This is a genomic window from Kribbella sp. NPDC048837 (assembly GCF_055586945.1).
The window spans coordinates 611,245-624,784 of record NZ_JBVJHF010000005.1; the positions used below are offsets into that span (position 1 = coordinate 611,245).

The following is a 13,540-nucleotide window of genomic DNA, read 5'->3' on the forward strand; positions in this document are numbered from 1 at the left end:
TAAGCACCTCAAGTGGCGAGCCCTGGTCTGCTGACCGCACAGTCCGTGCGGATCAAGCAGGCCCGGCGGCTCGCCACTCGTGCGTTCCGGCGCAAGTCCGGCCGCTTCCTGGTCGAAGGCCCTCAGGCGGTCCGCGAGGCGCTCGAGCACCGCGAGCTCGTCATCGAGGTGTACGCCGAACCCGCCCTGGCGACTCGGCACCGCGATCTCCACGACCTCGCCGCGGCCGCCGGCGTGCCCTGGTTCGAGGTCAACCGCGCCGCCATCGAGGCCCTCAGTGAGACAGTCACCTCGCAAGGCGTGGTGGCGGTCTGCTCACTCGTCGACGTGCAGCTGGACGAGGCAGTACGGCGTACCGCGCGGCTGGTCGCGGTCGGCGTACAGGTCCGGGATCCGGGCAACGTCGGCACCTTGATCCGTACGGCGGACGCCGCCGGAGCGGATGCGGTCGTGCTGTCGTCGGAGTCCGTGGATCCGCACAACCCGAAGGCGGTCCGGGCCAGCGTGGGCAGCATCTTCCACGTGCCGGTCACCGTCGACGTGGACATCACCGCGGCCGCCAAGTCCTGGCGGGACCAAGGCCTGCAGGTCCTCGCCGCCGACGGGTACGGCGCCACCGATCTCGACACCTGTATCGACGACGGCACGCTCGCCAAGCCGACCGCTTGGCTGTTCGGCAACGAGGCCCACGGGCTCCCGGACGGGTTCGACGCGATCGTCGACCGCTCGGTCAAGGTGCCGATCTACGGCCGCGCCGAGTCCCTCAACCTCGCCACCGCCGCCGCGATCTGCCTCTACGCCTCCGCCCGCGCCCAGCGCCGATGACGGATCTGCCGTTCGACGTGCCGGGACGCTTCTGGCGGGGGAACCTGCACACGCACTCGGACCGCTCGGACGGGGCGTTGTCGCCTGCGGAGACCGCCCGCGTGTACCGGGAGGCCGGGTACGACTTCCTGGCGATCACCGATCACTTCCGGCCGGAGTACGGGTTCCCGATGACGGAGACGCGGGAGTTGCGGTCGGATGGGTTCACCACGCTGGTGGGGGCCGAGCTGCACGCGCCGCGGACCGAGGTGGGCCAGTCGTGGCACATCCTGGCGGTCGGGCTGCCGGTGGATTTCCGGCCGCCGACGGAAGCGGAGACGGGGCCTGAGCTGGCGCGGCGGGCGCGGGCGGCGGGGGCATTTGTCGGGATGGCCCACCCGTCGGCCTCGCTGCTGACGGCGGCCGACGCCGAGAGTCTGGACGCGGCCCACTCGGTCGAGGTCTACAACGCGCTCGCCGACCGGGAGAACCGTGGCGACAGTTGGCACCTCACCGATGTCCTGCTGAACCGCGGTCACCGACTGACGACGTACGCCGCGGACGACGCGCACCTGCAACCCCAGGACCCGCCCCCGTGCCAGGCGTGGGTCCACGTCCGCGCCGCAGTACTCGAACCCGACGCTCTTCTGCACGCGCTCAAGGCCGGCCATTTCTACTCGAGCACCGGCCCCGAGCTGTACGACGTACGCATCGAAGGTGACGTGGTAATAGTCCGTTGCTCGCCGGCGACCAAGGTACTGCTGAGCGGCGGCACCCCCGGCGCAGAGGTTGCGCAGGGCACCGATCTGACCGGGTGCTCGCTCCCGGTGAGCATGTTCCGTGGCACCCATTGCCGTGTCACCGTCGAGGACGCCACCGGCGGCCGCGCGTGGACCAACCCGATCCACCTGCCATCGCAGCGCCACAGTTGACGGCGTGGCGCGGCGCGTGTCAGCGTTGGGGCAGCGCGCGCCAGGGCGCCTCCTCTCCGCGGCAAGCACCGAGTGCACCTGGAAACGAGAGCAGGATCTGTGATGGCCGGTGAACCCTTCGGGACGGCCTGATTCAGCGGAGCGGGCTGCCCTGGAAGGATCGTCGATGTCGACCACACCGCTGCCCGCCAAAGCCAGTCTCAGCCAGCTGCGCGCGCGGGCGAAGGACCTCCGCAAGGCCGTGCTCAAGGGCCGTCCGGACGCGATCGAGCGAGCCCGCACCCACCACCCCGCCTTCAGCGAGGAAACGTTCACCCTCCGGGACGCGCAGCTGACCATCGCCCGCGAGTACGGCCTGGCCAGTTGGCAGGAACTGATGGAGAAGGTGGCCACCGAACTGGTCGAGGGCCGCGAACTGCACCGGTACTTCGGTGTCGAGCTGAACAACGAGACCTGGGACCTGCTCGACACGATCGACGAGACGAGTCCGCTGCTCGACCAGGAACGGGTCTTGTACGGCGCGTACGCCGCCTGCCTGCACTGGCTCGAGGCCGGGAACGAGGCCAACCACGCCCGCGGCGAGCACCTGATCGCCCGGGTGGCCCTCCGGATCGGCCGCGCCGAGCTGGGTCTCGGGCACGCACGACGCTGCCTGCAACTCGTCCAGGACTACCCCGACCAGATGGGCGACTGGGATGAGCCCTTCGCCCGGGAGGCACTGGCTCGGGCGCTGGCCGCGACCGGCCAACCCGAGGCAGCCCGGGCTGAGCGCCGCCGCGCGGAGGAGCTCACCGAGCGGGTCGCGAATCCGGGCGACCGCGAGGTGCTGCTGACCGAGCTCGGCAAGGAGCCGTGGTTCGGCCTTACTTCTTCTTGAGGCGGGCCTCGAGACCGTCGAGCAGCGTGTCGAGGCCGAACACGAAGGACTCGTTGAACGTCGTGTTGATGTCCCGGTCGGCCCGTCGCCGGACCGATTCCTGCATGTCGGGGAGGTCGGCGGTGAGGACTTCGGCCTGCTGCAACAGCTCGCCGGCCATCTCGTCCAGGGACTGGCCGGCCCGCCTGGCCATCTCGCGGGTCGCGACCTCGGAGCTGGCGGTGCCGAGCACGTAGGACATCACGCTGCCCATCGCGAAGTCGACGTCGCGGCCGGAGAAGCCGGCCGCGCCGAACAGCACCAGGCCGCGCGCGCCGAGCGTCATCGCCTTCGGTCCCACGCTCGGCCGGGTGTACATGACCTCGGGCAGCCAGGGGTGCCGGAGCACGGCGGAGCGCAGGCTGTGGCCGAACAGCATCGCGCCGCTGCGCCAGCCGGCCAGCTCCGGGTCCGGTACGTCGATCTCGCCCCAGATCTCGTCGATGAGCAGGTCGATCAGATCGTCCTTGGTCGGAACGTGCCAGTAGAGGCTGGTCGCGCCCGCGTCGAGCTTGGCGGCCAGCTTCCGCATGCTCAGCCCGGCCAGACCTTCGGCGTCGAGCGTGGTCATCGCGGTCCGGACGATCTGCTCCCGGGTCAGCGTCTCGCGGGCGGGCACGGCGGCCCGGGACTTGCTCCAGATCGACTCCATGACCCCATCCTAGCCAATCCACTGGAACACTGTGCGAGTTCGTCGTACAGTGTGCGAGTGACTAGTACATCGTTCGAGTCCACCGCGACCGGCCACCCGCGTCGCTGGTGGATCCTGCTTATCCTGTGCCTGAGCCTGATGGTGCTCGTCGTCGACAACACCGTGCTCAACCTCGCCATCCCGTCGCTGATGCGCGACCTGGATGCGACCCCTGCGGACATCCAGTGGGTGATCGACGCCTACATCCTCGCGTTCGCCGGGCTGCTGCTGACCGCGGGCAGTCTGTCCGACCGGTTCGGGCGGCGGAAGATGCTGTTGCTCGGCCTGGTGATCTTCGGCGCGGCCTCGCTGCTGGCGACGCTGGCCGAGAACCCTGGGCAACTGATCGCCTGCCGCTTCCTGATGGGCGTCGGCGGCTCGCTGCTGATGCCGAGCACGCTGTCCTTGCTCTTCACGGTGTTCCCGCCGGAGGAGCAGCGCAAGGCGATGGCCGGCTGGTCGATGGTGGCGATGGTCGGCGTGGTCGCCGGCCCGACCGTCGGCGGCGTCCTGCTGAACCATTTCTGGTGGGGTTCGATCTTCTGGCTGAACGTGCCGATCGCCGTCCTCGCGATCATCGGGACACTGGCCATCATCCCGGAGTCGAAGGGCCCGGCGCGGGCCGTCGACCCGGGTGGTGCGGTGCTCTCGATCATCGGGATGGCAGCGATCGTGTGGGCGATCATCTCGATCCCGGCCGACGGGCTCGGCTCGGCCAAGGTGCTGGGCGGGTTGGTCGTCGGGGTGGCCGGGCTGACCGGGTTCGCCCTGTGGGAGAAGCGGAGCGAGCATCCGATGGTGCCGCTCGCGTTGTTCCGGGACCGGAACTTCAGTGGCACGAGCTTCTCGATCGTGCTGCTGTCGTTCACCGCTGGTGGGTTGCTGCTGGCGCTGACGCAGTACCTGCAGTTCGTGCTCGGGTACACCCCACTGAAGGCCGGCCTGGCGCTGATTCCGTACGCCGTTGCCGCGACTCTGTTCAACGGTCTCGGGGCGACTCTCGGTAAGAAGGTCGCGGATCGGACGCTGATCGTCGTCGGTCTGGCGATCATCGCCGGCAGCTTCGGCATCCTGACCCAGGTGTCCGACTCCAGCGGGTACGGCCTGCTGATCGTCGGCCTGCTGGTCATGGGTGTCGGTGGTGGTCTGGCCGGTCCGGCGGCGTACACGCACCTCATGCAGGCTGTGCCGCCGGAGCACCGTGGTGTCGGGTCCGCGATGAACGACACCGTTCAGCAAGCGGGTGCCGCGTTGTCGGTCGCCGTCCTGGGGAGTGTGCTGGCCGCGGCGTACTCGTCGTCGCTGCCGGACTCGGTTCCCGAACCGGCCCGCAAGTCGATCGCGGACACGCTCGCTCTCGGCCCGGACTTCCTGGCCGCGGCCCGCACCGCCTTCACCGACGCCATGTCGATCTCGATGACGGTCGGCTGCATCGGCGCGCTGGCCGGCGCGGTCGTGGCTCTGGTGGTTCTGCCTCGCCGGCAGGCCGCGGAGCAGGCGGCGGAAGCTCCGGCGGCGGTGGACGACGTGGTGCACTGAAACGGCGAAGTCCACAGGTTGTGGACAGCCGATTCACGCTCTCGGTGTTCTGGTTCCTAGACTGCAATCCGCAGAAGTTCCGAACCCGAGAGCGAGCCATGTCCGGTCCCAACACTGATTACGACCCGGTCGAAGTGACGCCGCTGCATGCCGAAGAGGTGGAGCGGACCCGCGACGAGGCGCTGAAGGCGTTTACCGGGGCGGCCGACCTGGCCGCCCTGCACGAGGCGAAGGTCGCGCACCTGGGCGAGAAGTCGCCGATCGCGCTGGCCAACCGGGAGATCGGCGCGCTGCCCCCGCAGGGCCGCAAGGAGGCCGGGCAGCGGATCGGCGCGGCCCGCAAGGCGATCAACGAGGCCTTCGCGGGCCGCCTCGCCGTGCTCGAGGCCGAGCACGAGGAGCAGATGCTCGCCACCGAGCGCGTCGACGTGTCGCTGCCGTGGCACACCCCCGAGCTCGGCGCCCGGCACCCGCTCTCGCTGATCTCCGAGCAGGTCGCGGACGTGTTCACCGCGCTCGGCTGGGACGTCGCCGAAGGCCCCGAGGTCGAGTCCGAGTGGCTGAACTTCGACGCCCTGAACTTCCAGCCCGACCACCCGGCCCGGCAGATGCAGGACACCTTCTTCGTCGAGCCGGCCGGCTCCGGCAAGGTGCTGCGGACGCACACGTCGCCGGTGCAGGCCCGCTCGATGCTGACCCGCAAGCCGCCGATCTACGTGATCTGCCCGGGCCGCGTGTTCCGCACCGACGAACTGGACGCGACCCACACGCCGGTCTTCTACCAGGTCGAGGGCTTGGTGGTGGACGAGGGCATCACGCTCGCGCACCTGAAGGGCACGCTCGACCACTTCGTCGTCTCGATGTTCGGCGAGGGCCTGGAGGCCCGCCTGCGGCCGAACTTCTTCCCCTTCACCGAGCCGTCGGCCGAGGTCGACCTGAAGTGCTTCGTCTGCCGCGGCGCGTCCGTCGGCAACCCGGACCGCCCGTGCCGCACCTGTGGCAGCGAGGGCTGGATCGAGTGGGGCGGCTGCGGCGTGGTGAACCCGCGGGTCCTGCAGGCCTGCGGCATCGACACCGACCGGTACTCGGGCTTCGCCTTCGGAATGGGACTGGAGCGGACGCTGATGTTCCGCAACGGCGTCGAGGACATGCGGGACATGGTCGAGGGTGATGTGCGGTTCAGCCGCCAGTTCGGGATGGAGATCTGATGCGGGTCCCACTGTCATGGCTCCGTGAGTACGTCGACCTCCCGGCCGAGGTCACCGGCCGCGGCGTCGCGGAGAAGCTGATCCGGGCCGGCCTCGAGGTCGAGACCGTCGAGGAGTCGGACCTGACCGGCCCGCTGGTGGTCGGCAAGGTGCTTACCTACGAGGACGAGCCGCAGAAGAACGGCAAGACCATCCGCTGGTGCTCGCTCGACATCGGCAAGGACGAGCCGCAGTGGGTCGTCTGCGGGGCCAACAACTTCGCGGTCGGCGACCTCGTGGTCGTCGTGCTGCCCGGCGCGGTGCTGCCGGGCGGGTTCGCGATCTCGGCGCGCAAGACCTACGGCCACGTCTCCAACGGCATGATCTGCTCCAGCACGGAGCTCGGCCTCGGCGACGACGGTACGCACGGCATCGTCGTCCTCGAGCCGGGCGAGGCCACACCGGGTGACGACGCGATCGAGCTGCTCTCGTTGCGCGACGACGTCCTCGACATCGCGGTCACGCCGGACCGGGGCTACTGCCTGTCGATCCGTGGCGTGGCGCGCGAGGCCGCGACGGCGTACGGCGTTCCGCTGAAGGACCCGGCCGGGCTGGCGCTGACCGGCTCGGGCGAAGGCGGCTACCCGGTGCGGGTCGACGACGCCGAGGGGTGCAGTGTCTTCGTCGCCCGCACGGTGACCGGGATCGACGCGAAGGCGCTGTCGCCGCGGTGGATGCAGAAGCGGCTGCTCGCGTCGGGGATGCGGCCGATCTCGATCGGCGTCGACGTGACCAACTACGTGATGCTCGAGCTCGGCCAGCCGATCCACGGGTACGACAAGGACCGGCTCACCGGCGAGATCGTGGTCCGGCGGGCGACCGCCGGCGAGAAGCTGATGACGCTGGACGACCAGACCCGCGAGCTCGACACCGAGGACCTGCTGATCACCGACGACTCCGGCCCGATCGGGGTCGCGGGTGTGATGGGTGGCGCGTCGACGGAGATCTCCGAGACCACCACCGACGTGGTGATCGAGGCCGCGCACTTCCACCCGATCGTGATCGCCCGGGCCTCGCGCCGGCACAAGCTGTCGTCGGAGGCGTCGCGGCGGTTCGAACGCGAGGTCGACCCCTTGCTGCCGCGGTACGCCGCCCAGCGGGTGGCGGACCTCCTCGCCGAGCTCGCCGGCGGCACCATCCAGCCGGACGAGACCGTCATCGACACCCACGCTCTCCCCGAGCCGGTCACCCTCCGCGCCGACCACGCCGCCCGCGTTGCCGGCGCCCCGATCACGATCGAGGAGACGGTCCGTCACCTCGAGTCGGTTGGTTGCACGGTGGCGCCGGCCGCCTCGGATGCGACCGCGGCGCCGCTGGCGGCGGGTGCACATGCTCCGGCTCTGGTTGTCGCCGGAGAGACTTCGACTTTGGCCGGGGACGATCTGCTGACCGTGACGCCGCCGTCGTGGCGGCCGGATCTGCGGGATCCCAACGACTTCGCCGAGGAGGCTATTCGGCTGTTCGGGTTCGACAACGTGCCGTCGATCCTGCCGCCCGCTCCGGGTGGTCAGGGGCTGACCGTGTCGCAGCGTCGCCGCCGCCGGATCGCGACCGCGCTGGTCGGCGCCGGCCTGACCGAGGTCGTGTCGTACCCGTTCACCGGTGAGGCCGACTTCGACGCGATGGGCCTGCCCGCCGCCGACCCCCGCCGTACGACGGTCAAGCTGGTCAACCCGTTGTCCGACGAAGAGCCGTCGATGCAGACCACGCTGCTCGCGACCCTGCTCCGGACCGCCGAGCGCAACGTCGGCCGCGGCGCCACCGACCTGGCGATCTTCCAGACCGGCCTGGTCTTCCGGCCGAAGCCGGACGCGAAGCCGGCGCCGCTGCCGTCGGTCGCGCAGCGTCCGAGCGACGCCGAGGTCCAAGCCCTGTACGACGCTCTCCCCGAGCAGCCGCTGCACGTCGGCGTGGTGCTGACCGGGTCGGCGACCCCGACCGGTTGGTGGGGCAAGGGCCGCCCGGCCGGCTGGGCCGACGCGGTCCAGCTCGGCCGGACGATCGCCGCGTCGGTCGGCGTCGAGGCGGTCGCGAAGAACGTCGAGCTCGCGCCGTGGCACCCCGGCCGGTGTGCTGAGTTCTCCGTCGGCGGCAAGGTCGTCGGTCATGCCGGCGAGCTGCATCCGAAGGTCTGCCAGGCGTTCGGTCTGCCCGCCCGGTCGAGTGCGGTCGAGCTCGACCTGGACGCGCTGATCGCGGCCGGGCCGGAGTCGATCACGGCCGAGCCCTTCTCGTCGTACCCGGTGGCCAAGGAGGACGTAGCGCTGATCGTTCCGGCCGACGTGGCCGCGGCGGAGGTGCAGGCGGCTCTGGTCGAGGGCGCGGGCGAGTTGCTGGAGTCGATCCGGCTCTTCGACCTGTACACCGGCGAGCAGATCGGTGCGGGGAAGAAGTCGCTGGCGTTCGCGCTCCGGTTCCGCGCGCCGGACCGGACGCTGAAGGAGAACGAGGTCGCCGACGTGCGGCAGGCCGCGGTCCAGGTGGCCGTCGATCGCTTCGGCGCCGTCCAGCGGGTCGGATAGCGCCATGAGCACGGGCGCGGCTGGGCGCTTGCGGCGGGCAGTGCGATGAGCGGCGGTCACCCGCGGGTGGCGGTCGCCGCGCCGAACGCGGCCGCGGCCGAGGCCGGCGTCCGGGTCGCGGCCGAGGGCGGGAACGCGGTGGACGCGGCGATCGCGGCCACGCTGGTGACGATGGTGAACGAGATCGGCGTGGTCTCGCCGGCCTCGGGCGGGTTCGTCACGCTGCAGGTGGCCGGCGGCGACGCGGTCACCATCGACGGCTGGGTGGAGATGCCCGGTCGCGGCCTGCCCACCGACCGGTTCGGCCGCGGCGTCTGGGACATCACCACCGACTACGGCGGCGGTACGACGACCACCGTCGGCCACGGGTCCGTGGCGACGCCCGGCGGGATGAAGGCGCTCGACCTGGCCCACCGCCGGTCCGGGAAGGCGCCCTGGCGCGAGGTCGTCCAGCCCGCGATCGACGTCGCCCGCGAGGGGTTCCCGCTGAGCCGGACCTCGGGTTACTACCTCGGGTACACCCACGAGATCATCTTCGGCTGGCACCAGCCGAGCCACGGCGTCGTGCACGACGACGACGGTTCGGTGATCAAGGCCGGCACCACGGTCGTGATCCCCGAGCTGGCCGAGGCGCTCGAGCTGATCGCCCGCGACGGCGCCGAGACCATGTACACCGGCCAGCTCGCCCAGCTCCTCATCCACGACATGGCCCAGAACGACGGCATCCTCACCGCGCAGGACCTGGCCGCGTACGAGGCCGTCGTCCGTCCGGCGCTGATGGTCCGGCAGAACGGATGGCGGCTGGCGACCAACCCGCCGCCGGCCGTCGGGGGAGTCGCGGTCGCGGCGATGCTGGCGTTGCTCGACGGCGTGCCGGCGGACGGCAGCTGGCGGCAGTCCGAGATCGAGCGCCTCGTCGAGGTGCAGCACGCCGTACTCGGCCAGCGGCTGGCCGAGCTGGACGAGGAGGATCAGCGGCAGTTGGAAGGCAGGAAGCTGCTCGACCTTGCCGCAGCCGGGGACCTGCGGGCGCTGACCTCACCGAGTACGGCGACCGTCTCGGTGGTCGACGACGAGGGCGATGCCTGCGCGATCACCGTGTCGTCCGGCTACGGCTCGGGCGTCCTGACGCCAGGCACCGGGATCTGGCTCAACAACGCCCTCGGCGAGCAAGAGTTGCTGCACGGCGGTCCGCACAGCCTGGCGCCCGGCACCCGCCTCACCTCGAACATGGCGCCGAGCGTCGCGCGCCGCGACAGCGACGGTGCCGTCCTCGCGATCAGCTCACCGGGTTCGGACCGGATCCCGACCGCGCTGGCCCAGGTCTACGCGCTCTACACCCATGGCGGGCTGCCGCTGCGGGAGGCGGTCGAGCATCCGCGGCTGCATGTCCGCGTGCGCGAGGACGTGGTCGTCGACTACGAGGACGACCTGCCGGTGTCCGGATCGACCTCGCTGCCGACCCGGCCGATGCCGCCGCACTCGATGTACTTCGGCGGTGTCGCGGCCGCGTTCTGGGACCCGGCCGACGGCCTGCTCGCGGTCGGCGACCCGCGCCGGACCGGGGCCGTCGCCATCTCGCCGGACCAGTAAGGTCGACCCTCAATCCACTGAACCGGAAGGCAGCCCATGCGGGACCCCGAGCTGTCCGTCGTCGTACCCATGTACGACGAGGAGGACGTGCTGCCGATCTTCTTCGACCGGATGCGCCCGCTGCTCGACGGTCTCGGCATCAGCTACGAGGTGCTCGTCGTCGACGACGGAAGCCGCGACAAGACCGCGGCCCTGCTGCTCGAAGCCGCCAAGGACTGGGCCCAGCTCCGCGTCGTCCGGCTCCTGCGGAACAGCGGACACCAGGCCGCCCAATCGGCCGGCTTCCGTCGCGCCCGCGGCCGGTACGTGGTCACGATCGACGCCGACCTCCAGGACCCGCCCGAGGTGATCGCCGAGTTCCTGGAGACCGTGCGTACCCAGGACGTCGATGTCGTGTACGGCGTCCGCGCGGATCGCTCGAGTGACTCGTGGGCCAAGCGGACGACGGCCCGGCTGTACTACCGGCTGATGTGCCGGCTGGTCGGCAAGGAGATCCCGTTCGACGCGGCCGACTTCCGGCTGGTCTCGCGCCGGGTGGTCGACGCTGTCAACGCGTTGCCCGAGGACGGCCGGGTCTTCCGGCTGGTGATTCCCTGGCTGGGCTTCCCGAGCGCGGAAGTGAAGTACGTCCGGGCCGAGCGGGCCGCCGGGACGACGAAGTACAACCTGTCCAAGATGCTCCGGCTCGCCTTCGACAGTGTGACCGCGTTCTCGGCCGCGCCGCTGCGGCTGGCGACCTGGCTCGGATTGCTCGGTGGCGGGATGTCCGCGCTGTTCGTCGTCGGTGCGCTGGTGATCAAGCTGACCGGTCGTAGCATCCCGGGCTGGACGTCGACCGTGCTCGCGGTCAGTGTGATCGGCGCGATCCAGTTGCTGTGTCTCGGTCTGCTGGGTGAGTACGTCGCCCGGTTGTTCCAGTCCAGCCAGCGGCGGCCGCAGTTCCTCGTCGGGTACGACAGCCTCGAAGACCAAGGGCACCAGGAACCGGTCCACCACAGATGAGGCGGTTGCTCCCGTGGCTGCTGCCGTTGCTGGTGGCAGTCGTCGGGCTCGTCTCTGTCGACGTCGGCCCGGGCCCGATCCTCGAGTACGCCGGCTACTTCGCGCTGGCGGTCGCATTGCCCGGCACACTCCTGCTCCGCGCGGCCTGGCGCAGTACCGGCAACTGGGCGGAAGATCTCGGACTCGGCTCCGTCGTCGGCGCGACTTGGCAACTACTCGGCTGGACGATCTTCACCGCTCTCGGCTGGCAGCGGTGGCTGATCGTCTGGCCCGCTCTGGTGTTGATCGCGTTCGCGTTCGTACGCCGGGACTGCTGGCGGATCGCCGACCCCAAGCCGTTGCCGGTCGCGTGGACCTGGGGACTGGCCGTCTCGTCGGCCATCATGCTCGGCGCGGTCACGATCGGCGTGATGGCGTACCACCCGATGCCACCGAACGGATCGGCGTACTACCCGGACCTGCTCTACCACCTGTCGATGGTGCACGAGCTGACCCGGTCGGTGCCGCCTGAGGTGCCGCAGGTGGTGGGGGAGCGGCTGGAGTACCACTGGTTCGCGAACGCCGACATGGCCGCGGCCGTGGACATCACCCGGCTGACACCGCTGGTCGTCCTGTTCCGGCTGTGGCTGCTGCCGTGGCTGGTGGTGGCGCTGCTGGTCTGCGCGACGTTGGCCCGGACCGTGAGTCGGACCTGGTGGACCGGCGTACTCGCGGCGCTCGCGCTGGCGGCACCGCAGTTGTTCCTGTTGGTCGACACGAGTGTGAATCTCGCACCGCCGGTCAGCTTCCTCAGTCCGTCGCAGACGTTCGGGATGGTCGCCGCTGTGGCGGTGGCGGTGTTCCTGATCGAGCTGTTGTTCAGGAAGGCCCATGGCTGGTTGTGGGTGGTCGCCATCGGGGTCGCGATCGTCGGTGGCGGGTCGAAACCGACAGTGCTGCCGTTGCTCGCCGCTGCGGTCGGGCTGGCGGCGGTCTTCCTGCTGGTGACGACCCGGCGGGTGCCCTGGCGGCTCGTTGCCACCTGCGGAGGGCTGGTCGCGGTGGGGGCCGTGACGTTGCTGACGGTTGCCGGGAGCACCAATGGTTCGGGAGTGCAGTTCCTCGCGGTGCTGAAGTCGCTTCCGGTCTACACAGCCGCGACCGGTGATGCGACGCAGCCCGGGGCGGGTGGCCTGATCCTGCCGGCGCTGGCGCATGGCGCGGTGATCGGGACGCTGACGCTGCTGCTGGGTCTGTTGCTCACGTTGCAGGCGATGGCGTTGGCCGGCTTCGGAGTCGCCGGCCGGCGGGATCCGGTCGCGTGGTTCCTGCTCGGCGCGATGATCGCCGGCTGGGCCGGGTACCTCCTGATCGACCACCCGTCCGTGAGCGAGTCCTACTTCATCTACACGACCGCGCCGTTCAGCCTGGCGGGAGCGGGCTGGTTCGCGGCGACCAGTGTCCGCGCGGCTGGTCGGCCGATCCCGGTGGCGGTGACCGCGTTCGTGCTCTCGCTGGTGTACGCCGTTCTCCTGGTGTGGGCCAGGGGAGTGCCGGCCGCGTCACCGGGCCGGCAACTGTGGCTGAGTACGCGCGTGCTGCTCGTCGTACTCGCGTTGACGGTCGTGCTACTGGTGGTGTGGCGGCTGTTTCTCCGGCAGGCGGGTGGCGGGCTCCTCGTCGTACTCGTGCTGCTCGCGACTGCGCCGCTCAGTTCGTTCCTGCAGAGCGCGGTGCGCGGGGACACCGAGAAGGCGCCGACATACCGGGCGGCGCGGTGGTGGGTGTATCCCGACGAGGCGACTTCGGCGTTGTGGCTCGGGCAGCATTCCGCGCCGACCGATGTGGTCGCCGCCAACACCTGGTGCCGGCCGGCGGGGCGGCAGACGCCGGGGTGCGACGCGCGTGGGTATCTGGTCAGCGGTATCGCGGGTCGCCGGACGCTGATCGAAGGCTGGGCATACACGAACCAGGCGATGGCCGCGCAGGGCGTCGGCGGCCGGCGCTACACCGAGCAGCCGTCGCCGTGGCCCGAGCGCGTCGCCCTCACCAACCAGGCGCTCGCCGCGCCGACCGCGGACCTGCTGCGGCAACTGCGCGACGAGTACGGCGTGCGCTGGCTGTACGCCGATGCCCGCGACGGGACCGTGTCACCCGCACTGGACCGGCTGGCCGTGCTGCGACACAGCGCCGGGAAGGTCAAGATCTACGACCTCGGAGAGTGATTGTCCCGTAACATGGGGTCCGCGTAGACCGTTACCTCTACGCAGGCCCGCCCGCCCCGCGGCCGATGCATGCGGCAACGTGATTGCTCG

Annotated in this window: 10 protein-coding genes; 9 read left to right on the forward strand and 1 reads right to left on the reverse strand. The window is 70.5% G+C overall.

The genetic code is table 11. From position 1 onward, the window contains the following. Positions 1–12: 12 nt before the first annotated feature. The 3 genes from ACZ6O0_RS26405 to ACZ6O0_RS26415 all read left to right on the forward strand — a co-directional run bounded on the left by ACZ6O0_RS26405 (position 13) and on the right by ACZ6O0_RS26415 (position 2,613). A complete protein-coding gene (locus ACZ6O0_RS26405; RefSeq protein WP_465767656.1) occupies positions 13–825 on the forward strand; it encodes a TrmH family RNA methyltransferase in 813 nt (270 codons plus the stop codon). Then, positions 822–1,736 carry a CehA/McbA family metallohydrolase gene (locus ACZ6O0_RS26410; RefSeq protein WP_465767657.1) on the forward strand — a complete coding sequence of 305 codons (915 nt, stop codon included), beginning with the start codon at positions 822–824 and terminating at the stop codon, positions 1,734–1,736. The genes ACZ6O0_RS26405 and ACZ6O0_RS26410 overlap by 4 nt, the downstream gene beginning before the upstream one ends. Positions 1,737–1,902: 166 nt before the next feature. Continuing rightward, positions 1,903–2,613, forward strand: a complete 711-nt coding sequence (locus ACZ6O0_RS26415; protein WP_465767658.1) for a hypothetical protein — start codon at positions 1,903–1,905, stop codon at positions 2,611–2,613. Here the strand turns inward: ACZ6O0_RS26415 and ACZ6O0_RS26420 are convergent. Further along, the gene (locus ACZ6O0_RS26420) at positions 2,600–3,304 is read right to left on the reverse strand and encodes a TetR/AcrR family transcriptional regulator C-terminal domain-containing protein (protein ID WP_465767659.1); all 705 of its coding nucleotides are present in this window, start codon (positions 3,302–3,304) and stop codon (positions 2,600–2,602) included. The two genes, ACZ6O0_RS26415 and ACZ6O0_RS26420, sit on opposite strands and share 14 nt — an antisense overlap. 57 nt (positions 3,305–3,361) lie before the next feature. On the opposite strand from ACZ6O0_RS26420, the gene ACZ6O0_RS26425 reads away from it, so the two are divergent. The 6 genes from ACZ6O0_RS26425 to ACZ6O0_RS26450 all read left to right on the forward strand — a co-directional run bounded on the left by ACZ6O0_RS26425 (position 3,362) and on the right by ACZ6O0_RS26450 (position 13,450). Beyond that, positions 3,362–4,882 (forward strand): MFS transporter, encoded by a 1,521-nt coding sequence (locus ACZ6O0_RS26425; RefSeq protein WP_465767660.1) that lies wholly within the window; start codon positions 3,362–3,364, stop codon positions 4,880–4,882. 98 nt (positions 4,883–4,980) lie between these two features. Continuing rightward, positions 4,981–6,090, forward strand: coding sequence for a phenylalanine--tRNA ligase subunit alpha (gene pheS, locus ACZ6O0_RS26430; RefSeq protein ID WP_465767661.1), 1,110 nt, complete (start codon positions 4,981–4,983; stop codon positions 6,088–6,090). Then, a complete protein-coding gene (locus ACZ6O0_RS26435; protein ID WP_465767662.1) occupies positions 6,090–8,651 on the forward strand; it encodes a phenylalanine--tRNA ligase subunit beta in 2,562 nt (853 codons plus the stop codon). Before pheS ends, ACZ6O0_RS26435 begins: the two co-directional genes overlap by 1 nt. Positions 8,652–8,696: 45 nt before the next feature. After that, positions 8,697–10,244: a gamma-glutamyltransferase gene (locus ACZ6O0_RS26440; RefSeq protein WP_465767663.1), complete on the forward strand. Its 1,548-nt coding sequence runs from the start codon at positions 8,697–8,699 to the stop codon at positions 10,242–10,244. Positions 10,245–10,280: 36 nt separating this feature from the next. Beyond that, the gene (locus ACZ6O0_RS26445) at positions 10,281–11,246 is read left to right on the forward strand and encodes a glycosyltransferase family 2 protein (RefSeq protein WP_465767664.1); all 966 of its coding nucleotides are present in this window, start codon (positions 10,281–10,283) and stop codon (positions 11,244–11,246) included. Then, on the forward strand, positions 11,243–13,450 hold the full coding sequence (locus ACZ6O0_RS26450) for a hypothetical protein (RefSeq protein ID WP_465767665.1): 2,208 nt from the start codon (positions 11,243–11,245) through the stop codon (positions 13,448–13,450). Before ACZ6O0_RS26445 ends, ACZ6O0_RS26450 begins: the two co-directional genes overlap by 4 nt. Positions 13,451–13,540 lie beyond the last annotated feature (90 nt).

What these genes read in the sequence shown, in the direction of transcription:
- ACZ6O0_RS26445 (WP_465767664.1), top strand. Translation starts at nt 10,281, where the DNA reads ATGCGGGACCCCGAGCTGTCCGTCGTCGTACCCATGTACGACGAGGAG.
- ACZ6O0_RS26420 (WP_465767659.1), bottom strand. Translation starts at nt 3,304, where the DNA reads ATGGAGTCGATCTGGAGCAAGTCCCGGGCCGCCGTGCCCGCCCGCGAG.
- ACZ6O0_RS26435 (WP_465767662.1), top strand. Translation starts at nt 6,090, where the DNA reads ATGCGGGTCCCACTGTCATGGCTCCGTGAGTACGTCGACCTCCCGGCC.
- pheS (WP_465767661.1), top strand. Translation starts at nt 4,981, where the DNA reads ATGTCCGGTCCCAACACTGATTACGACCCGGTCGAAGTGACGCCGCTG.
- ACZ6O0_RS26410 (WP_465767657.1), top strand. Translation starts at nt 822, where the DNA reads ATGACGGATCTGCCGTTCGACGTGCCGGGACGCTTCTGGCGGGGGAAC.
- ACZ6O0_RS26415 (WP_465767658.1), top strand. Translation starts at nt 1,903, where the DNA reads ATGTCGACCACACCGCTGCCCGCCAAAGCCAGTCTCAGCCAGCTGCGC.
- ACZ6O0_RS26440 (WP_465767663.1), top strand. Translation starts at nt 8,697, where the DNA reads ATGAGCGGCGGTCACCCGCGGGTGGCGGTCGCCGCGCCGAACGCGGCC.
- ACZ6O0_RS26450 (WP_465767665.1), top strand. Translation starts at nt 11,243, where the DNA reads ATGAGGCGGTTGCTCCCGTGGCTGCTGCCGTTGCTGGTGGCAGTCGTC.